Source organism: Streptomyces sp. CB03238 (genome assembly GCF_002099185.1).
Lineage (GTDB): Bacteria > Actinomycetota > Actinomycetes > Streptomycetales > Streptomycetaceae > Streptomyces.
Window position 1 is genome coordinate 71343 of sequence record NZ_NBCN01000020.1, and the last position, 21258, is coordinate 92600.

11 protein-coding genes are annotated in these 21258 nt (G+C 73.3%); all 11 read left to right on the forward strand.

The window, feature by feature from the left end; all coding sequences use genetic code 11:
- Positions 1-4: 4 nt before the first annotated feature.
- The 11 genes from asnB to BKD26_RS40940 are packed head-to-tail and all read left to right on the forward strand — an operon-like array spanning position 5 to position 21217.
- Positions 5-1915 carry an asparagine synthase (glutamine-hydrolyzing) gene (asnB, locus tag BKD26_RS29640; protein ID WP_084904503.1) on the forward strand — a complete coding sequence of 637 codons (1911 nt, stop codon included), beginning with the start codon at positions 5-7 and terminating at the stop codon, positions 1913-1915.
- Entirely contained in the window at positions 1908-9821 is a 7914-nt protein-coding gene (locus BKD26_RS29645) for a non-ribosomal peptide synthetase (protein ID WP_084904506.1), read from the forward strand. Before asnB ends, BKD26_RS29645 begins: the two co-directional genes overlap by 8 nt.
- Complete coding sequence (locus tag BKD26_RS29650) at positions 9802-12345, forward strand: AMP-binding protein (protein ID WP_084904507.1); 2544 nt, start codon at positions 9802-9804, stop codon at positions 12343-12345. The genes BKD26_RS29645 and BKD26_RS29650 overlap by 20 nt, the downstream gene beginning before the upstream one ends.
- Positions 12342-13403, forward strand: a complete 1062-nt coding sequence (locus BKD26_RS29655) for a TauD/TfdA family dioxygenase (protein ID WP_241518904.1) — start codon at positions 12342-12344, stop codon at positions 13401-13403. The genes BKD26_RS29650 and BKD26_RS29655 overlap by 4 nt, the downstream gene beginning before the upstream one ends.
- Positions 13400-14812, forward strand: coding sequence for a hypothetical protein (locus tag BKD26_RS29660; protein WP_084904510.1), 1413 nt, complete (start codon positions 13400-13402; stop codon positions 14810-14812). The genes BKD26_RS29655 and BKD26_RS29660 overlap by 4 nt, the downstream gene beginning before the upstream one ends.
- Positions 14809-15420, forward strand: a complete 612-nt coding sequence (locus BKD26_RS42130) for an MbtH family NRPS accessory protein (protein ID WP_084904513.1) — start codon at positions 14809-14811, stop codon at positions 15418-15420. The genes BKD26_RS29660 and BKD26_RS42130 overlap by 4 nt, the downstream gene beginning before the upstream one ends.
- Entirely contained in the window at positions 15417-16571 is a 1155-nt protein-coding gene (locus BKD26_RS29670; protein ID WP_084904516.1) for a glycosyltransferase family 9 protein, read from the forward strand. Before BKD26_RS42130 ends, BKD26_RS29670 begins: the two co-directional genes overlap by 4 nt.
- Positions 16568-18196, forward strand: coding sequence for a carbamoyltransferase C-terminal domain-containing protein (locus BKD26_RS29675; RefSeq protein WP_084904519.1), 1629 nt, complete (start codon positions 16568-16570; stop codon positions 18194-18196). Before BKD26_RS29670 ends, BKD26_RS29675 begins: the two co-directional genes overlap by 4 nt.
- Positions 18193-18456 (forward strand): acyl carrier protein, encoded by a 264-nt coding sequence (locus BKD26_RS29680; RefSeq protein ID WP_084904522.1) that lies wholly within the window; start codon positions 18193-18195, stop codon positions 18454-18456. The genes BKD26_RS29675 and BKD26_RS29680 overlap by 4 nt, the downstream gene beginning before the upstream one ends.
- The gene (gene rfaE2, locus BKD26_RS29685; protein ID WP_084904525.1) at positions 18453-19949 is read left to right on the forward strand and encodes a D-glycero-beta-D-manno-heptose 1-phosphate adenylyltransferase; all 1497 of its coding nucleotides are present in this window, start codon (positions 18453-18455) and stop codon (positions 19947-19949) included. Before BKD26_RS29680 ends, rfaE2 begins: the two co-directional genes overlap by 4 nt.
- Positions 19946-21217, forward strand: a complete 1272-nt coding sequence (locus BKD26_RS40940; protein WP_084904528.1) for a coproporphyrinogen-III oxidase family protein — start codon at positions 19946-19948, stop codon at positions 21215-21217. The genes rfaE2 and BKD26_RS40940 overlap by 4 nt, the downstream gene beginning before the upstream one ends.
- Positions 21218-21258: the final 41 nt, after the last annotated feature.

Below are 21258 nucleotides of genomic sequence, written 5' to 3' on the forward strand. Positions count from 1 at the left end.
CACCGTGTGCGGAATAGTCGTCGCGGTCGACCCGGACGGTTCCCTCGGCCCGGACTCCGTGGCTCCCGCACTGCGGGTGCTGCGCCCGAGGGGACCGGACGGTGAAGGCGTCTGGGCGTCCCCGACCGGCCGTGCCGTCCTGGGGCACACCCGCCTGGCGGTCAACGACCCCGACGGCGGGGCACAGCCCATGGGCACACCCGACGGCGAGCAGTGGCTGGTGGCCAACGGCGAGTTCTACGGACACCGCGAGCTGCGTGACCGCTTGCGCCGTCTGGGCGTACCGGTGCGCAGCGGCAGCGATTCCGAGGTCGCCCTGCACCTCTTCCACGCGCACGGTGAACGCGCCCTGAACGAACTGCGCGGCGAGTTCGCCTTCGTCGTCTGGGACGAACGGCGCGGCCGGCTGACCGCCGTACGCGACCGGTTCGGGGTCAAGCCGCTGTACCACGCACGCCTCGGCCGCAGGCTGCTGATCGCCTCCGAGATCAAGGCGCTCCTGGCTCTCGGTGTGTCCCCCGAGTGGGACACGGCGGCCTTCGCCGACCACCTGCACCTGGCCATGGGCCCGGACGCGACTCCCGTACGAGCCGTACGCCAGATACCCCCCGGCTGTCTGCTGCGTGCCGACGCGGGCGGGGTACGCGTGCACCGGTACTGGGACATCGACTACCCCCGCGCGGACGAGTTCCCGGGCGTCCCGGAAGAGGAGCGCCCCGCGCACCTGGAGGAGGTGGAGGCCGCCCTCTCCCGGGCCGTACACCGCCGCACCGACGTCGACGGGCCCCTGGCCTGCCACCTCAGCGGGGGACTGGACTCCTCCTCGGTCCTCGCGCTGGCGGCCCGCGGCCGGGACGTCACGGCCTTCACGGTGGCGTTCGACGGTTCGGCCCTCGACGAGAGCGCCCTCGCCCGCCGCACCGCCGACCACATGGGCGTACGTCACCATGTCGTCCACCACTCGGCCGACGACCACATCACCGCGCTGGTGGACACGCTGCACGCCGGCGAGATGGTGCAGGAGAACGCGCACGGGGTGGCGCGGTTCGCCCACGCCGGTGCCATCGCCGCGTCCGGTCACAGGGTCGCGCTGGCGGGGGAGGGCGGTGACGAAGTCCTGGCCGGGTACCCACAGTTCGCCAAGGACCTGGCGCTGACGCTGGACCCGGCGCAGCTCGCGCGAACCCGCTCCGCATACGCGAAGCTGACGGCCACCGCCGACGTGCCCCACCACCTGCGCACCCTCGTGACCGGCCTCGGCTTCGTCCCCGCCTGGATCGTCGAGCGGCACGCCACCGTGGCGCGGCCGATCGCCCCCCTGCTCACTCCGGAGTTCACCCGGCTGTTCCGCGAACGCGACAGCGCCACGGCTCTGCTGGCCGACGTTGGAGAGCGGCTCGCCGGCAGGACACCGTTCCACCAGTCGCTGCACCTGTTCGCGCGCAGCCGGCTCGCCAACTACATCCTGACCGCCGAGCGGCTCGACGCGGCGCAGGGCATCGAGGTCCGACTGCCCTTCTTCGACGAGGATTTCTTCGACGTGGTCCGGCGCACGCCGCCGCAGTGGTACGCGCACGACGGCCGCCCCAAGCACCTGCTGCGCGCCACGGTCGGCAGGCGGCTGCCCGCCGAGGTCCGCGACGGCTCCAAACGGGGCTTCTTCGCACCCCCCGCGGCAGCCGACGAAGTGGCGTTCGCCGCTCTGTGCGACGTACTCGACCGCCCCGCACTCGACGACAGCCCCTTCTTCGACCGCCGCGCCGTCCTGGCGTGGCTCGACCGGCTCCGTGCCCTGCCCGCCGCCCGGCGCGCGGCCCACGACCCGATCCTCCAGATGATCGCCGGGACGATCCTCCTCACGGAGGTCTTCCGGCAGGCCGGGCTCGCCGCCCACGGAAGGAGCGCCCGTGTCTGACGGCACGACCGCCGACGACCTCCGCACGCGCATCGCGGCGCTCTCCCCGGAACGGCGAGCCCTGCTGGAGGACCTGTTGCGGCAACGGGAGGGCGAGCGTCACACCGGCATCGCGCGCCGCCCCGATCCCGCCCTGCCCGCCCCTCCCTCCTACGGCCAGGAGCGGATGTGGGTGCTCTCCGAACTCGGCCAGGACGCCTACCGCTACGGTGCCGCCGTCCGGTTGCGCGGTGCGCTCAACCACGCGGCCCTGCGCACCGCCTTCGATCACCTCGTGCGCCGCCACGAGGTGCTGCGCACCGTCTTCGACACCGAAGGAAGCCAGGTGGTGTGGCCCGCCTCGCCCCAGGACCTGCCCCTGGTCGACCTGGCCGCCACCCAGCCCGCCGCACTGCGGGAGACACTCCTCGCCGACGCCCTGCGCACGGCCTCCTTGCGTCCCTACGACCTCGCCGCCGGACCACTCCTGCGGCCCGTCCTGTTCCGGCTCGCCCCGCACGAGCACGTCCTGCTCCTCGCCGCGCACCACGCCGTCACCGACGGCTGGTCCCTGGGCCTGCTCACCCAGGAGTTCGCCGCGCACTACCGCGAGGCCCTGGCCGGTCGGCCCTGCGCGCTGCCAGAACCCCCCGTCCAGTACGCCGACTACGCCATCTGGCAGCGCGCACGGCACACCGGCGCCGAACGGGAACGGCTGCTGGACTTCTGGCGTCCTCGCATCGCCGGACACGCCGTGCCCCGGCTTCCCTGGGACCGCGCCCGGCCGGGGGCCCCGGAGGCCGGCGGCGCAACCGAGGTGTGGACGGTCACCGGGGCGCGCCTCCACGCGTTGCGGGCCGTCGCCGCGCGGGAGAGCGCCACCCCCTTCATGGTCACCACCACGGCGTTGCTCACAGCGCTGGCCGCCGTCACCGGACAGCGCGACCTCGTCGTGGGCACCCTCGTCGCCGGGCGCACCAGACCCGAGCTGACCGGCCTCGTCGGATACTTCGCCAACGTCCTGCCCTTGCGACTGGACACCGGGAACCACCCGACCCCGCGCCGGCTGCTGCGCGCCGTGCGCGACGAGACCCTGGACGTCCTCGCCCACCAGGACCTGCCCTTCGAGGTGCTGCTGGAGGAACTGCGCCGGGCCGGCGAGCGCACCGCGTTCACCCGGCCGGTGAACGTCCTGTGCGTCGGCCAGCAGCACGTCGGCACCCTCGACCTGCCGGGCCTGCGGGCCGAGCCGATCGACATCCCCCTCGGCGGTGCCGAGTTCGACCTGACCGTGGAGATCCGTGACCACGGCGACTTCTGGCAGGTCGCCCTCCAGTACGACCGCGACCTCTTCGACCGCGCCACCGCCCGCGCCCTCGGCGATCAGCTCCTGACCGCCCTGGACGCCCTCGCCGACGCCCCGGACACGCCGGAAGCGGCCACGCACCGCCCGACCCGGGCGGCCCAAGACCCTGCCGCGGAAGACCTCACCGCGGTGGTGCACCGGGTCTTCGAGCGACGGGCCGCCGAGACCCCGGACGCCGTGGCCGTGGTGGACGGCACCCGACACCTGACGTACCGCGGGCTGAACGCGGAGGCCAACCGCCTGGCCCGGTTGCTGGTACGGCACCGCGTCGGAGCCGAGGACCGCGTGGCGCTGCGGCTTGGCCGCTCCGCCGAGAACATCGTCGCCATGCTCGCCGTCCTCAAGGCGGGGGCCGCGTTCGTCCCCCTGGACCCCGGCTTCCCACCACGGCGCATCGCCGCACTCGTGCGAGACGTCCGTCCGTCGTGCCTGATCACCACCGAGGCGCTCGCCGCCGGCTGGGAAGGGCCGACCCCGCCCGTGCCGACGGTGCTGCTCGACGCCCACCGGGGCGAGCTCGACCGGCTCCGGGCCGACGACCTGCCGGTGCCCGCCCACCCCGCGCACGCCGCGTACGTGATCCACACCTCCGGCTCCACCGGTGACCCGAAAGGCGTCGTCGGACTGCACTCCGCGCTGGTCAACCGCTGCCGCTGGGCGGCCCGTAACACGCCGTACGCCACCGACGACACCTGCGCCGTCCGGGCGCCCGTGGGCTTCGTGGATTCCGTCGCCGAGACCTTCGCGCCCCTCCTGAACGGTGCCCGCCTGGACATCGTCGGGCCGTACGACGGAGCCGACCCCACCGCCCTCGCCGACCACGTGGCCATCCGTGGGGTCACCCGGCTACTGACCGTGCCTTCGCTGCTGGAGCCCCTCCTGGCCACCGTGCCCGACCTGGCGACCCGGCTGGCCTCCCTGCGCCTCTGCGTCACCAGCGGTGAGGCACCCGGCCCCGGCCTGCCACGCCGCTTCGCCGAAACCCTGAGCGGCACACGGTTGTTCAACCTCTACGGCAGCGCGGAGGTCGCCGCCGACGCCACCGCCGCGGAACTCGCCCCCGGCACCCCCTACGCGATCGTGCCGATCGGTACACCGCTCGACGGCGTCCGGGTGACCGTCGCGCATCCCGCCACCGGGCGGCCGGTCGACACCCTCGCTCAGGGCGAACTGCTCGTAGGTGGAGCCGGGCTCGCACGCGGCTACCACGGGCGGCCCGCCGCCACCGCCGAACGCTTCGTGCCCGACCCGGCCGGACCGCCCGGCGCCCGGACCTTCCGCAGCGGCGACCTCGGCCGCCGCCGCCCCGACGGGACCCTGGAACACCTCGGCCGCTCCGACGACCGGCTGAAGATCCGCAGCATGCAGGTCGAACCAGCCGCCGTGGAGCGGGCCCTGTGCGCCCTGCCCGGCATCCGGGACGCCGCCGTTCACCCCGCCCCGGACACCGACGGGACGGTCACCCTCGCCGCCCTGGTGGTCACCGACGCCCCCCTGGACACCGCCGCCGTGCGCCGGGCACTGGCGCGCCGGCTGCCCGCGCACGAAATCCCGTCCCGGCTGAGCGCCGCCCGCGCCCTGCCCCGTACCCCCAGTGGCAAGCTCGACCGCGCGGCGCTCACCGCCGACGGCCCCGGCCCGCACAGCGCCGCCACGGCAGGCCCCGCCCGGTCGCAGGCGGCGCCCCCGCACGAGACGGCCGTGCCACCGTCGCCCGCCGTACAGCTGGTGTGCGAGGTCTTCGCCGCCCTGCTGCCCGACGCCGACGGCCCGGTGGGGCCCGACGACGACTTCTTCCACCTGGGTGGCCACTCCGTCCTCGCCGTACGCGCCGTCCACCGGCTGCGGGCGCGCACCGGGGCACGCATCGCGCTGCGCGACGTCATCGAGGGGCCCACCCCGCGCGCTCTCGCCCAGCGCATCGACGGTGCAGCCAGAGTGGCCCCAACAGCGCGCTCGCAGGCCACACGAGTGGCCACGGACCTCGCCGAGCGGCACGCGCCCTTCCCGCTCACCGAGGTCCAACAGGCCTACTACATCGGCCGCTCGGCCGGGATGGAACTCGGCAACGTCTCCACCCACGGCTATGTGGAGATCGAGACGCAAGCCATGGACCTGCCACGCTTCACCCGCGCGCTGCACCGGGTCATCGACCGCCACCCCATGCTCCGCGCCGTGATCGACGACGACGGTACCCAGCGGGTCCTGCCTGAAGTGCCGGCCTACGCGGTCGCCACCCAGGACCTGCGCGACCGCACCAAGGCCGAGGTCGAGCAGGCGTTGCGCACCACCCGGACGGCCATGTCCCACCAGGTGATGTCCGCCGACCGATGGCCCCTGTTCGACGTACGGGCCTCCCTGCTGCCCGGCGCGACGACCCTCCTCCACATCGGCGTCGACTCCCTCGTGTGCGACGCGCACAGTTTCGGCCTCGTACTCGCCGATCTGGCCGACGCCTACCGCGACCCCCGTACCCCGCTCGCGCCGCTCGAACTCACCTTCCGCGACTGCGTTCTCGCCCGCCTCGCGGAACAGAGCGGCACGGAACACCAGCGGGCCACGAACTACTGGCGCGAGCGGCTCGCCGAGCTGCCGCCCGGGCCGGAAATGCCCTTCGCCCGTGCCCCCGAGACCCTGGACCGGCCCGAGTTCAAGCGCCGCGCCGCACGCCTGGAACCCGCGCACTGGGCCAGGCTGAAGCAGCGCGCCCTCCAGCACGGACTGACCCCCTCGGGCGTCCTCCTCGCGGCCTTCGCCGAAACGGTCACCCTCTGGAGCCGTCGGCCGCACTACACCCTGATGCTCACCCTCTTCGACCGGCTCGTCGACCACCCTGACGTGGACGCGGTCGTGGGTGACTTCACCTCCCTGATCCCCCTGGAGGTCGATCACCGGGGCCCGGGCACCTTCGCCGAGCGCGCCCGCAGCGTGCAGCGGCGCCTGTGGGAGGACCTCGACCACGCCCGGGTCAGCGGGGTCACCGTCATGCGCGAGTGGCTCAGGGCACGAGGCGAGGCGCCCAGGGCCGTCACCCCCGTCGTCTTCACCTCCAACCTGGTGGACTCCCGACCCCGCCCCGAGCGGGCGGCGCCCGGCCCCGACTCGCCCTTCGGACCGGTCGTGTACGCGGTCAGCCAGACACCACAGGTGGCCCTCGACCATCAGGTCGCCGAGGTGGAAGGTGCGCTGGAGTACAACTGGGACGCTGTCGACGCCCTCTTCCCAGCGGGACTCCTGGATGACGCGTTCGCCGCCTACACGGACCTCCTGCACCTGCTGGCCGGCACCGGCCAGGCCGACTGGGACTTTCCCCCGGAACCGCGGATGCCGGCCGGGCAGACCGCCTGCCGGGCCGCCGTCAACCGCACCGGCGCGCCGGTGCCCGACGTCTGCCTGCACGACCTGGTGAACGAAACGGCCCGCGTCCGCCCCGACGACCCGGCGGTGATCACCGACACGGTGCGGCTGACCTACCGGGAACTCGTCGACGCCTCCCTCGCCGTGGCCCGGACCCTCCACCAGCGGGGCGTGCGCCCCGGCGACCTGGTGGCGGTGGCCGCCCGCAAGGGCTGGCAGCAGGCCGTGGCCGCCCTTGGCGTGCTCCAGAACGGAGCTGCGTTCCTGCCCCTCGATCCCGGCCAGCACGCCACGCGGGTACGGCGTCTGATCGACAGCAGCGGTGTTCGGCACGTCCTCGTCGAACGCGCGGGACGAGCAGCGTTCACCGACACCGGTCAGGCCCGCCTGATCACCGTGGAGGACTGCCTGACCTCCACCGGGCACACCGGGGTCAGGCCGGACGCGCCCAGCGCCCCCGGCGATCTGGCCTACGTCATCTACACCTCGGGCTCCACCGGTGACCCCAAGGGCGTCGTCATCGACCACGCCGGCGCCGTCAACACGATCGTCGCCGTCAACCGCCGCTTTTCCGTCGGTCCCGCCGACCGCGTTCTCGCCGTCTCCTCCCTCCACTTCGACCTCGGTGTGTACGACCTGTTCGGAACCTGGGCCGCGGGCGCCGCGGTCGTACTGCCCGAACACGACCGCCGCACCAGCCCCGCTCACTGGGCCGACCTGATGCGGCGCCACGACGTGACCGTCTGGAACTCCGTGCCGGCCCTCGCCGGTCTCCTCGTCGAGTACGCGGAGTACGCCGACGGTCCCGCGCGCACCGCCCCGGCCGGCCTGCGCCTGGCGATGCTCAGCGGCGACTGGATCCCGCTGGACCTCCCCGACCGCCTCCGCGCGGTCGCCCCCGACTGCCGCTTCATCGGTATGGGCGGCGCGACGGAGGCGTCGATCTGGTCCGTCTGGTACCCGGTGGAACACGTCGACCCGTCCTGGCGCAGCGTCCCCTACGGCCTGCCCATGGACAACCAGACGGTGCACGTCGTCGACGAGCTGGGCAGGCCGCGCCCCGACTGGGTCCCCGGCGAACTGCACATAGGCGGCCGGGGCGTCGCCCTCGGTTACTGGCGCGACCCGGAGCGCACGGCGGAGAAGTTCCCCACCCGTCCCACCGGGTCCGGCACCGTCGAACGCCGCTACCGCACGGGCGACGTCGTGCGGTTCCTGCCCGGGGGCCTGCTGGAGTTCCTCGGCCGCGAGGACTCCCAGGTCAAGATAGCCGGGCACCGGATCGAACTCGGCGAGATCGAGGCGGCCCTCACCCAGGTCCCCGGCGTCCGCGCCGCCGTCGTGGTAGCTCCCGGCACGGCCGACCGGGAACGCCGGCTGGTCGGCTACTACCTCCACGACCAGGGCTCCGCCCCGGATCCCGACGCGGTGCGCGACCGGCTCACCGAGGTACTGCCCGGCTACGCCGTGCCGCCACGTCTGATCCCCCTCGAACAGTTCCCCCTCACGTCCAACGGGAAGGTCGACCGGGGACGGCTGCGCGACCTGGCGGCCGCTCCGGCCCCCAGCCGCTCCGGGCGCCCCTCGGGGGAGTGGGAGCAGCGTGTCACCGCGATCTGGGCCGACGTGCTGCGCGTGGACGACGTCGCTCCGGGCGACGACTTCTTCCTCCTCGGCGGCACCTCCCTGGGCGCCATGCGTCTGACGAACCGGATCCAGTCCGAGTTCGGCACCTGGTTCACCCTGCTCGACCTCTACCGGGCGCCCACCGTGGCGGCGATCGCCGAACGGCTCGCGTCCGCGGCCGGGGCCGCCCCACCCACCGCGGTTCCGCCCCGCCCGGCCCTCCCCCTGCGCCCCGATCCGGCCGGCCGCCACGAGCCGTTCCCGCTCACGGACGTCCAACAGGCCTACTGGCTGGGGCGCCTGGCCTCGGCCGAACTCGGCAGCGTCGCCACCCACACGTACGCCGAACTCGATGTCGAGGACCTCGACGTCGCCCGGCTCGAGCACACGGTGCGCCGCCTGGTGGCCCGGCACGAGTCGCTGCGGACGGTGATCCTGCCCTCCGGCCGGCAACGGGTCCTGGAAGCAGTCCCCGACTTCACCGTCGACCATCTCGACCTGCGCAGGCGCAGTGCCGAGGACGTCGAGGAACTGCACGCCCGCACCCGCGCAGAGCTGTCGCACCGCGTCACCCCCGCCGACCAGTGGCCGCTGTTCGCCCTGCGCGCCCACCGCCTCGACGATCGCCGCACCCGGCTGTTCGTCAGTCTCGACCTGCTCATCGCCGACGCGCACAGCGTGCACGTCCTCACCGCCGAACTCCTCACCCTCTACCAGGAGCCGCGGCGGGAGCTACCCGCACTCGGCGTGACCTATCGCGACTACGTCCTGGCCGTCGAGCGGGCCCGCACCTCGCCGGAGCGGGCCCGCGCACTGGACTACTGGCGCGGCGAGGTCCGCCGGCTGCCTCCGGCACCCGAGCTGCCACAGCGCGTCCACCCGCGCTCGGTGGACCGGCCCCGTTTCGAGCGGTTGACCACGTCCTTCGCACCGGAGGTGTGGGGACTGCTCGTCCGCCGGGCTGCCGCGGCGGGCATCACCCCCTCGGCACTGGTGTGCACCGCCTTCTGCGACGTACTACGCACCTTCAGCGGCCGGGAGGACGGCTTCACCGTCAACCTGACCACCTTCAACCGGGAGCGGGTGCACCCGGACATCGACCAGGTGATCGGCGATTTCACCACGCTGACCCTGCTCGCGGTCGGCCCCGCCCTGCCCCGCTTCCAGGCACGCGCCCAGGACCTGCAACGACGGCTCTGGGAACGGCTGGAGCATCGCGCCGTCAGTGGCGTGGAGGTGCTGCGCATGCTGCGCGACGACCCCCTGCGCCGGCACGACAGCATGATGCCCGTCGTCTTCACCAGCATGCTGATGCCGGAGCTGATGACGGACGAGGAGGAGCCCGTCCCGTGGCGCAGCGAGACTGTATACGCGGTCAGCCAGACGCCCCAGGTGCTCCTCGACCACCAGATCAGTGAGCGCGCCGGAACGCTCACCTGCACCTGGGACTACGTGGTCCAGGTCTTTCCGGACGGCCTCGTCGCGGCCGTGTTCCACGCCTTCGACGAGCAGATGCGACGGCTGGCGACAGACGACGACGAATGGGGAACGGACACGGATGTCCAGCACGACGCATAACCAGGACGAGATTCCCCCGGCGGGCCGGGCCGCGGCGGGCGCCGCCGCTCCGGCTCGTCCGGTCACCGCCCTCGTCCACGCAGGGGCGCTCCGGCATGCGGGCCGGCCCGCCCTGATCAGCTCCCGCGCCACCCTCACGCACCAGGAGCTGGCCTCCCGCGTCACCGGCATGGCACGACGCATCAGGAGCGCGGGTGCCGGCCCGGGCAGCCGGGTCGCCGTGTGTGCGGAACCGGGCTGGGAGCACGTCGTGGGCGCTGTCGCCGTCATGTGGACAGGGGCGGCCTACGTACCCGTGCCCCCGGAGCTGAACCGGGCCGCCCGCTGGCAGCGCCTCGCCGCCGCCGGAGCGGACATCGTCGTCACCCAGCCGTGGCTGCGTGAACGACTGGACTGGCAGGCCGACGTCACCGTCCTGACGGTGGACGGCGCGGACGGCACCGACGCGACCGGGCCCGCCGAGCCTCCGTGCGCCCAGGGCGACACCCTCGCCCTGATCGGCTCGCCGGAAAGCGGCGCCGAACCGCTGAAGCTGTCGGCGCGAGCTGTCGCCCGCACCGTCGAGGACGTCAACCGGCGTCTCGGCCTCACTGCCGCGGACCGGCTTCTCGCCGTAACCCCCCTGGACAGCGAACGCGCCCTGTACGACATCCTGGGGCCGCTTACGGCCGGCGGTGCCATCGTCCTGCCGGACGACATCGACCTGCGCAACCCGACCGCCTGGATCGCGCTCGCCGCCCGTCACGCGGTGACGGCCTGGTCCGCCACGCCCACTCTCACCCGTATCTTCCTCGACTACGCCGAGGCGGCCGGTGACGCCCTGCCCGAGCCGCCTCGCCTCTACGCGGTCAGCGGCGAACCGCTGCCCCGGGCGACGGCCGAGCGGCTGGGCGCCCTGGCCGGGCCGGACGGCCGGGTGCTCTACTTGGGAGAGGGGGCGGACCCCGGCATCTGGGCCACCTGCATGCCGGTCGCGGACCTCGACGACGACTGGGGATGGGTGCCCTTGGGCGGACCGCTTGCCCACCGCTCCGCGCACGTCCTCTCCGACTCCCTGAGCCCCTGCCCGGCATGGGTGACCGGCCGTGTGCACCACGACGACCCGAGCGCGGACGCCTCGGGCGGACGCCTGTTGCCGAGTGGCTTTCTGGGACGCGCACTGCCGAACGGTGTCATCGAGTTCGTGGGCGACCAGGCGGCCCGCGCATGGCTCAACGAGCGTCCGCTGAACCTGCTCGACGTCGAACTGCCCCTGTGGCGGCACCCCTCGGTCGCCGCGGCGACCGTCGTCAGCCCCACCGGCACCGGGACGGTGGCACACGTCAAACCGGTGCAGGGCGCCGCCGTCACGGGTGAGGAACTGCGCGAACACCTGCGGCGCAAGGTCTCCCCGTATCTGCTGCCCGAGCGCGTCGAGCTCGTCCTCGACTTCCCGATGACCCCCGACGGCCGCGTGGACCGGACAGCCCTCGCCCGTTCCGCCCCGACGCCGCCCCGGCCGGCCACCACCGGGACCGGGCCCACCGGGCAGGCCGGCGCGCCTGCCCCGGCTCCGGCCACCGACCTCCTCGGACGGGTGGCGCCGCTGGCGTCGCGCGTCCTCGGCGTCAGCCCCATCGAACCTCACATGAACCTTGTCGACCTGGGAGCGACCAGCGTCGACCTGGTGCGCCTCGCCACCGTCGTGGAGGAGGAACTCGGCATCCTCGTCGACGTACCGGAACTGCTCCAGTTCCCCTCACTCGCCGTCCTGGTGAGCGGACACGGCACGGCCGACACCGGCGACGCTCCAGGGACGCCGGCGCCCGGCGCCCGGCCGGCCGGCCCTCCCGCGGATGGTGACGTACTCAGCCGGTTGCAGGACCGCCAGGCCTTCAAGGACCGGCGGGCCGGCCTGCGGCACGATCTCGACGATGCCGACGGCATCGAGCTGGCCGCCGAGCACACCGACCGCATAGCCCTCCGGCGCACGGTCCGCCATTTCGGCCCGGGGCCCGTGCCCGCCGCCGACTTCGGGGCTCTCCTGGCCGCCCTGAGGGAAACCGACACCTCCTCCGGCCCCCGCCGCGGCTACCCGTCGGCGGGAGGGGCCTATCCCGTCCAGGTGTACGCCGTGATCAAAGCGAGTGCCGTCGACGGGCTGCCCGGCGGCTGCTACTACCACCACCCCGTGCGCAACCGTCTCGTCCCGCTCACGCCCGTCCACGCCCTGCACCCCCAGGACCACCACGAGACCAATCGCGCGGTCGCCGAACGGGCCGGTTTCGCCCTCCACCTGGTCGGGCGTCCCGAGGCCATCGCCCCCCTGTACGGGGCACACGCCGAGACGTTCACGGCGTACGAGGCGGGCGCCATCGGCCAGCTCCTGATGACCGTCGCGGGTGAGCGTGGCATCGGTCTGTGCCCGGTCGTGGGAGTGCGTTCGGACGCACTCGCCGGACCGCTCGACCTGGCGGCCGGGGACGTGGTGCTGCACACCCTCCTCGGCGGCCCGGCCCCGGACGGGGGCGGTGAGGCGCCGTGAGCCTGCGCAACGGCCCCGGCCAGGTGCCCCGGCGTCCGGTCGAGGACCGGCCCACCGCCCTGGCCCGCCTCGGCCCCGCCCCCGACGACCGCGGCCTCCCGGTACTCGTGGAGGCCGTGGACGCCACGGTCGACCCGGCCGCCTGGGCCGCTCACGAGACCGACCGGCTGCGCGCCCTGCTGGACCGGCACGGAGCCGTCCTCCTGCGGGGCTTCGCCGCGACCCCGGCCGACCTGCCCCGCCTGCTGCGCCCCCTGGCCGGGGACCCGCTGCCCTACCGGGAACGCTCCACCCCCCGCACCCCGATCGGCGACGGCGTCTACACGTCCACCGACCATCCCGCCGACCAGGCCATCGCCCTGCACAACGAGAACTCCTACCAGTCGTTCTTCCCGGCGCTGCTGGCGTTCCACTGCGCCCTGCCGGCCCGGGCCGGGGGCGCCACGCCCCTCGCCGACTGCCGACGCGTGCTGGCGCGCCTCGACCCGGCCGTCGTCGAACGCTTCGCCCGCCGGGGCGTGTGCTACCTGCGCAACCACCACCCGGGGGTCGGCCTGTCCTGGCAGGACGCCTTCGGCACCGACGACCGTGCAGAGGTGAGTGCCTACTGCGCCCGCAACGGCATCGAGGCGCACTGGCGACCGGACGGCGGGCTGCACACCCGTCAGGTACAGCCGGCCCTGGCTCGTCATCCCCGTACGCGGGAGGACGTCTGGTTCAACCACGCGGCGTTCTTCCACCCCGACGGCCTGGACCCCGCACTGCGCGATGCGTTGCTCGACCGCTACCCGCGTGAGGACGAGCTGCCCCACCACGTCACCTTCGGCGACGGTGGCCCCGTCCCCGCCGCCGACCTCGCCCACATCCGCGCCGCGTACGCAGCCGAGGCCGCCGTCTTCCCGTGGCGGGCCGGCGACGTGCTGCTGGTGGACAACCTGCTCGTGGCCCACGGCCGTGAACCGTACCGGGGCGATCGGCGGGTCGCCGTGGCCATGGCGGGTTCCCTGGACCGGCAGGCGGTGGGCACGGGCCACCGGTCAGGAGAGGAGACACCATGAGCCATCCCGCACCCGACGGAGCCCCCTGGCCCCTTCAGAGCCGCTGGTGGCCCCTGCTGGACGAAGCCGCGTCCGGTACCCCGGTGCGCTGCCGCGCCCTGCTCCTCACCGGCCGCGTCGACGTCCCCGGGCTCGTCGACGCCGTGCACCGCGTCGTCGACCAGCACGCCGTGCTGCGAGCCCGCCTGTCCGACGACGACGGCACCCTGCGGCTGAGCACCGCCGAGGAGCCCGTGCCCGTCGCCGTATGGGAAGCGCACCGCGCGGACTGCACCCGAGCCCTGCGCGAGGCCGCCACCACGGCGCGCGACCCACGCCACGACCCACCGGTCACCTTCGACATCGTCCGCATCGCGCCCGACCAACTGGTCCTCGCCATGACCGGGCACTTCCTCGCCGCGGACCTGGGATCGATCTACGCGACCCTTGGAGCCGTCCTGCGCGCCTACTTCGGCCGCCACCGCCCGGACGCCGGCCCCGCACAACCGCCACCGCTCGGTCCGGTGACCCCCGCGAGGACAGCCTGGTGGACCCGACGGCTCACGGAGTGGCAGCGCGAGGCCACCCTGGCCTCCGCGGTCGGTGCCCCCGCTCCCGCCCGCCGGCGCACCGCCGTACAGGTCCAGCCCGTCGCCGGAGCCGCCTGGCACCGCCTGGCCGAACGGGCCACCGCCGCGGGCTGCGGCGCCGAACTCGCCGTCGTCGCGCTGCTCGCCGCCTGGCGGGTGACAGTGGCGCCGGACACCGGGACCGCCGTGTTCGCCGCCTGGACGGACCTGCGCCACACCCACGGTGGCGAAGGAGTCGTCGGACCGCTCTCCGACCAGATCGCCTTCGGCGTCGACCTCGAGGGACACGCCGACATGACGTTCACCGACCTCCTGCGCCGCACCCATGCGGGGCTCCTCGACACCATGGTCCGTCACGTCCCCTACGACGAGCTGCGCCGGCTGCACCGCACGATCCACCCCGGCGCACCGCCTCCATGGGACCTGCGCGTGCACTTCTGCCGCATCCCGCCACGCAGTTCGCTCACCCGTGACGAGAGGACGCTGGCGGAACTCGGCCTTTCCGTCGAGCTGTTCGACGAAAGTGAGCTGCTCGCGGTCGCACCGCCGGTGGTTGGTGGCGCCTGGGACGGGGTCAACGCCGACCTCTTCCTCACCGAACACGGCCGCGACGACGTGGCGTTGACCCTGCACTACAACGAGACGGCACTGGACGAGCACACGATCGGCTTGATGCTGCGCGCCATCTCGGACATGATCATCCAAGTTGGTGAGACTCCCAACGAACCGCTTGCCCACCTGTGGCGGTCACGTGGAGCACACGATCACACCGGACCGGATCGCCAGGGGGCAGCGGCACGCCCCGCGCTTCCACATACAGCGAAGGGACACATCCGATGACACCCCGCGAAGAGGACGACGACAACCGCGTGTACGCCGTCGTGGTCAACCACGAGGAGCAGTACTCGATCTGGCCCGCTGACCAGGAACTCCCCACCGGATGGCGCGCCGAGGGCACGACCGGCTGCAAGGACTCCTGCCTCGACCACATCGAGACCGTGTGGACCGACCTGCGGCCGCTCAGCCTGCGGCTGTTCATGGAGGAGCAGGCCCGTCGCCCGACCGACGAAGAGCCGCTGGCCGAGGATCAGGAGGAGCCCGAAGAACCGTCCCTCCTGGACCGGCTCTCCTCCGGCGACCACCCGGTCGAGCCGGGACTGCGCCCCGAGCGCACCGCTCTCGCCCTGCGCGAGAGCCTCGAACGCGGCTACGTCCTCGTGCGGTTCACCGACACCCGCGGCGGCAGTGAGATCGGCGTCACCGTCGACCCCGAGGCCACGGACGCGTCCGCCGCCGACTTCGACGCGGGCGCGGGGACCCTCCACCTCGTGGGTGACCTCATCCTCGACTTCGAGTCCGCCCGCTGCCACGCCGACATCGACCTGGCCACCCTCCAGGGCCGCGGACGCCTGGAGCGGATGGCTGCCGCGGGACAGCCCCTCACATGAGCCACACCAGGTCGGCGCGGGCCGGGCGGGTCCGCCGTGTGTGCGTCTTCGCACGGCTCGACGCGCCCGGCATGGGGGACCTCGTCCAGCGCAACATCTTCCTGAAGCTGCTGCGCGACGCCCACCCGGACGCCACGGTCACCATGGTCGTGGGCGAGTCCACCGCTCGCGCCCACCGCACTCTGCTCGAGCGCCACGGCTACGCGGACGACATCCTGACGTGCCCCGACCCGGCCCGTCCCCCCGCCGACCCGGCCCTGCCCGAACACTTCCTGTGCCTGCTGCGCGAGCGGGAGTTCGACCTGTGCCTCGTCGATCCCGACAGCACCGGCCTGGACGCCTCCCACGCCCATGCCGCCGGGATACCGCACCGGGTCGCCCTGCCCGACGGCGGACCGGGCGACGCCCGCATCACCCGTCCCGTCCACCTGCCACGGCCGTTGTTGGGCCGTACCGACCTGTACGAGTACGCCACCGGCCTGGCCGCCGCCCTCGGCCTGCCCACCCCCCTGCGCGCCGCGTCCGTCGTCCCGCCCTTCCCGTACACCCCGGGCACCGACCCCTACCCGCCCGGAGACGGACCCCGGGTCGCCGTCCACCCCGGCGGCGCCCCGCACTGGAACCGGCGCTGGCCCGCCGAACGGTACGCCCGCCTGTGCGGCAGGCTGCTGGCGGCGGGCGCACAGGTGATGCTGATCGGCTCGGCCGACGAGCGCGCCGAACTGGTGGAGCTGCGCGACGCCTGCCCGCCCGCCGGCGAGCGCCTCCAGGTCCTCGTCCCCGCCGGCCTCGACGCACTGGCCACCACCCTGGCCTCGGCACATCTCCTGGTCGGCAACGACTCGGCGCCGGCGCACATCGCCGCCGCGCTGCGTGTGCCCACGGTCGTCCTCTACGGCCCGACCGACACCGAGTACCTCTGGTCGCGCATCTATCCCCGGCACCACGGCGTGTCCCTGCAATACGCCTGCCGCACCCTGCGCCGTTCCGCCCACGCCCCTGCCGCCACCCGGTGCGACCGCGGCTGCGCGACCGCGTACGCACCGGACGCCGGATACCCCCACTGCCTGGCCGACCTGGACGTCGCCACGGTGTGGTCCGCCGTGGCCACCCGGCTCGGCACCGGACACGAGAGGCAAGCAACGCCATGACCGGACCACTCCCGCACGGTTCCGTGCGGACCCTGCTGTCGGTCAACTTCAACCACGACGGCGCCGCCGTGTTGCTGACCGACGGACAGATACGGGCGTTCGTCACCACCGAACGCCTTTCCGGCCTCAAGAAGCACCCGGGGTTGCGCGAGGAGGATCTCGACGAACTCCTCGACCAGGCGGGCGCGCGCATCGACGACATCGACCATGTGCTGCTGTGCAACCTCCACCTCATGGACTCGCCCGACGTCGCCACGCTGCACGGAAGCGATCTGAAGGACACCTGGCTGGAGTTCTGGGTCAATCAGCGCAACGACACCGTACTGCTGCGCGGCCGACGCATTCCCTGCACGGTCAACCCCGACCACCACCTGCTGCACGCCTCCGCGGCGTACTACACCTCACCGTTCCCCTCCGGTGTCAGCGTCGCCATCGACCCCACCGGCTGCCGGGCCTTCCTCGGCCGCGACAACCGGCTGTTCCCGCTGCGCCGCGACTTCGACCGCTGGTTCAACGCCAACTACGGCTACGCGCATGTCGCCCACCACCTCTTCGGCTCGGCGATCGTCGGTGCGGGCAAGGTCATGGGCCTGGCCCCCTACGGTGCCCCACCGGACGGCGCGGACGCCCCGCTGACGGAGGTCTCCTCCTTCGCCGAACTCGTCGAGCTGGCCGACGCCGACCCGGTCACCGTCGAGGCGGACGGCCGCGCGCTCAACGCACGCCTGGCGTACTACATCCAGCGGGGCCTGGAGGCTCAGGTGGACCGGCTGTTCACGGAGCTCGAACCGCTGTGCCGGCGCAACGGCTACGCGTCCACCATCTGCCTCAGCGGCGGCACCGCCCTGAACGCCCCCGCCACCGAGAAGGCCTTCACCCGCTCCGGGTTCACCGGCCTGCACCTCCACCCCGCCTGCGGTGACGACGGCACCGCTCTGGGCGGGGCCCTGTGGTACTGGCACGAGGTCCTCGGCCACCCCCGACGCGAGCACGCCAACGCCCAGCTGATGTACGGGCGACGGGACTACGGCCGCACCGCGGTCGAGCACGCCTTGCGCGCCCGCGCCGGAGCCCTGCACGTCGAGACCACCGGTGACCACGCGGCACGCGCCGCCGAGCTGGTCGAACGGGGCGCCGTGGTGGGCTGGTTCGAGGGAGCCGCGGAGATCGGCCCACGGGCCCTGGGGCACCGGAGCATCGTCGCCGACCCCCGCGATCCGACGATGCGCGACCGGCTCAACACCCGGGTGAAACACCGCGAGCGCTTCCGTCCGTTCGCCCCGTCGGTGCTGAACGAGCACGCCGCCGACTGGTTCGGCCTCAAGGACAGTCCCTTCATGCTGCGCGCCGCCACCGCCCGCCGCGACGGCATCCCCGCCGCCGTCCACATCGACGGCACCGCCCGCATCCAGACCGTGGAGCGCGCCGACAATCCCGCCTTCCACCGGCTCGTCCAGTGCTTCGCCGACCGCACCGGCGTGCCGATGGTCGTCAACACCAGCCTGAACACCCGGGGCCGCCCCATCGTCGAGACCCCCGAGGACGCGCTCGACGCCCTGCTGGACTCCGGACTGACCCACCTGGTCTTCCCCGGTTACGTCATCGCCAAGGAGGCCCCGAAGTGACCGGAAGCCCGGCCACGCCGGACGAGGACCGGCTGATCGAACCACTGCGCGCCATCTGGGCCGAGGTGCTCGGGCGGGACGTCGAACCCGACGACGACTTCCTCGACCTCGGCGGCGGTTCCCTTCACGCCATCCGCATCGTCCACCGCGTCGAGGAGGAGTACGCCACGGAGCTGTCGGTGCGCAGCGTCCTGGAGACCCGCACCGTCGTCCGCATGGCCCGCCATCTCGCCCGCGTCCTCCACACGGAACGCCCATGACCGTGGACCTCCTGGAACTCGTCCGGGCCCTCGCCGGCCGGCGCCTGCTGGTAATCGGCGACGCCGTCCTGGACACCTACGTGCGCTGTGCCGCGCACGGACTGGCCCGCGAGGCGCCGGTGCCGGTGCTGCGGGCGGAGAAGACCGTGCACCGGTGCGGCGGCGCCGCGAACCTGGCCGCCAACGCCGCCACCCTCGGCGCCGAGGTGGAGATCGTGACAGCCTGCGGCACCGACGACGCGGGTGACCGCCTGGTGGCCCTTCTGCGCGACGCGGGGGTGGGTGTCGACGGCGTGCTGCGGCTGCCCGACTACAGCACGCCCGTCAAACGCCGTCATACCGTCCGTGGCCAGCTCCTCATGCGCGTCGACAGCGGCGACGGTCCGGTGGACCTCCCCTTCGACGCCGGCCGGTGGACGTCCGTCCTGGCCGAGCGGATCATGTCCGCCGACGCCGTCGCGATCTCCGAGTACGGCGGTGGGATGGTCACCCGCCCCCTGGTGGCCGCTCTCGCCGCGCTGCGCCGGGTCGGCCCCGAGACGCTCGTCGCCGACGCCCGGGACATCGCCGCCCTGCGCGACCTGCGACCCACGGCCGTCACTCCCAACCGCGAGGAAGCGGCACGGCTGCCGCCCGTGCGGGGCGAGGAGCCGGCCGGTGAACAGGACGCCCCGCGCCGGCTGGCCGAACGCGCCCTCCGGGCCTCCGGCGCGCGCATCGCCGTCCTCACGCTGGGTGCTGACGGGGCCGTGGCCGTCGAGCACGACCGGCCGCCCGTGCGGACCTACAGCCGCTCGAACCAGGTCAGCAGCACCGTGGGCGCCGGCGACACGTTCGCGGCCGCACTCACGCTGGCCCTCGCCACCGGCGCGGACACCGCACCCGCCCTGGAGCTGGGTTCCGCCGCCGCGGCCGCCGTCGTCGCTCGTCCCGACACGGCGGTGTGCACCGCGGACGACCTGGCCGCCAGGCTGGGCGCCACCAGCAAGGTCGTCACCCCGGGCGCACTCGCCGCCTGGCAGCACGCCCACGACCGGGCCGAACGCCGCCTGGTCTTCACCAACGGCTGCTACGACCTCCTGCACGCCGGGCACGTCTCCAACCTCAGCCGTGCCAAGGAACTCGGCGACCTGCTCGTCGTCGGCGTCAACTCCGACGCCAGTGTCCGCAGGCTCAAGGGCCCCGAGCGCCCGCTGACCCCCTTGGACGAGCGGCTGCGCGTCCTCGCCGCGCTGAGCTGCGTCGACGCCGTGGTTCCCTTCGACGGGGACAGCCCCGTGGACCTCTTGGAGGCGCTGCGCCCCGACGTGTACGTCAAGGGCAGTGACTACACCCCGGAGACGCTGCCCGAGTGGTCGCTGGTCACCCGGCTGGGCGGCCGGGTGCACCTTCTCGAGAACGTGGCCGACCGCTCCACCACCCGGCTGATCCACCGCATCCGGGCGCTGTCCGGACCCGGTGGCCCCACTTCCGACGAAGGGAGCCCGCGATGACCCCGATGGGACCGGCCCAGCTGCTGTCCGCGGCGGCCGGCGTGGTCAAGGACGACACCCACCGGCCGCTCGCGATCTACCTCCACGTGCCCTTCTGCCGGTCCAAGTGCCACTTCTGCGACTGGGTCGTGGACATCCCGGTGCGCCGGCTGCGGTTCGAGGAGGAGGAACGCCGTGCCTACCTCGACGCGCTGAGCAAGCAGATCCGGCTGTACGGGCCGCTACTCACCGGCCTGGGCTACCGCCCCGACGTCATGTACTGGGGCGGCGGCACCCCCACCCGGCTCACGCCACGGGAGCTGACGCGCCTCGCGGAAGCGGTCCGGGACTCCTTCGACCTGTCCACGCTGCGCCAGTGGTCCGTGGAGACCACTCCGAACGACCTGACCGAGGACAGGGTGGCGGCGCTGCGCGAGGCCGGGGTCGACCGCATGAGCGTCGGCGTGCAGTCGCTGAGCGACTACCAGTTGCGGGTGTCGGGCCGCGTCCATGGCCCCGACGACGTGACGCGGGCCGTGGAACTGCTGCGCGCGGGCGGCATCGACAACTTCAACGTGGACCTGATCTCCGGCTTCCCGGGAGAGACGCTCGCATCGCTGGGGGAGACGTTCGACCGGCTGCTTCCGCTCGACCCACCGCACGTGTCGGTCTACCCGTACCGGGCCACCCCCAAGACCGTGATGGCCATGCAGCTGACGCGCCGTCAGATGGAGGCGCACAACCGGACCGCGATGACCCGGGCATACGAGTTCGCGATGGACCGGCTGCGCTCGGCCGGCTACCACGAGTACTGCCACGGCTACTGGGTCCGTGACGCCGCGCACGAGGACCAGGACGGCAACTACAAGTACGACCTGACCGGGGACAAGATCGGATTCGGGAGCGGTGCCGAGTCGATCATCGGCCACCACCTGCTGTGGAACGAGAACCGCAAGTACGAGGACTACCTCGAGAACCCCGACCGGTTCACCTTCGCCCACCGGTTCTCCCTCGACGACCCCTCCCGGCTGACGGCTCCCGTCGGCGGGGCCCTGATGACCCGGGAGGGCGTGGTCTTCGAAAGGTTCCGCCGGCTGACCGGCCTGTCCTTCCACGACGTCCGCGACACCCCGTACTTCTCGCGCTGGCTGACCGTGCTCACCGACTGCGGCGCCCGGCTCGTGGAGACACCGACCGCGCTGCGCATGGAGACGGACACCATCCACCGCGCCTACATCACCCATCTCGCCTACACGATGTACTCAGGGCTCACCCCCGAACGCGCCTGAGCGCCGTGCCACGGCCCTCGGACGCCCACCGCGGGCGACCC

Coding starts and splice junctions, on each gene's coding strand:
- BKD26_RS29650 (WP_084904507.1), top strand. CDS start 9,802: ATGTCCAGCACGACGCATAACCAGGACGAGATTCCCCCGGCGGGCCGG.
- BKD26_RS29660 (WP_084904510.1), top strand. CDS start 13,400: ATGAGCCATCCCGCACCCGACGGAGCCCCCTGGCCCCTTCAGAGCCGC.
- BKD26_RS42130 (WP_084904513.1), top strand. CDS start 14,809: ATGACACCCCGCGAAGAGGACGACGACAACCGCGTGTACGCCGTCGTG.
- BKD26_RS29670 (WP_084904516.1), top strand. CDS start 15,417: ATGAGCCACACCAGGTCGGCGCGGGCCGGGCGGGTCCGCCGTGTGTGC.
- BKD26_RS29675 (WP_084904519.1), top strand. CDS start 16,568: ATGACCGGACCACTCCCGCACGGTTCCGTGCGGACCCTGCTGTCGGTC.
- rfaE2 (WP_084904525.1), top strand. CDS start 18,453: ATGACCGTGGACCTCCTGGAACTCGTCCGGGCCCTCGCCGGCCGGCGC.
- BKD26_RS40940 (WP_084904528.1), top strand. CDS start 19,946: ATGACCCCGATGGGACCGGCCCAGCTGCTGTCCGCGGCGGCCGGCGTG.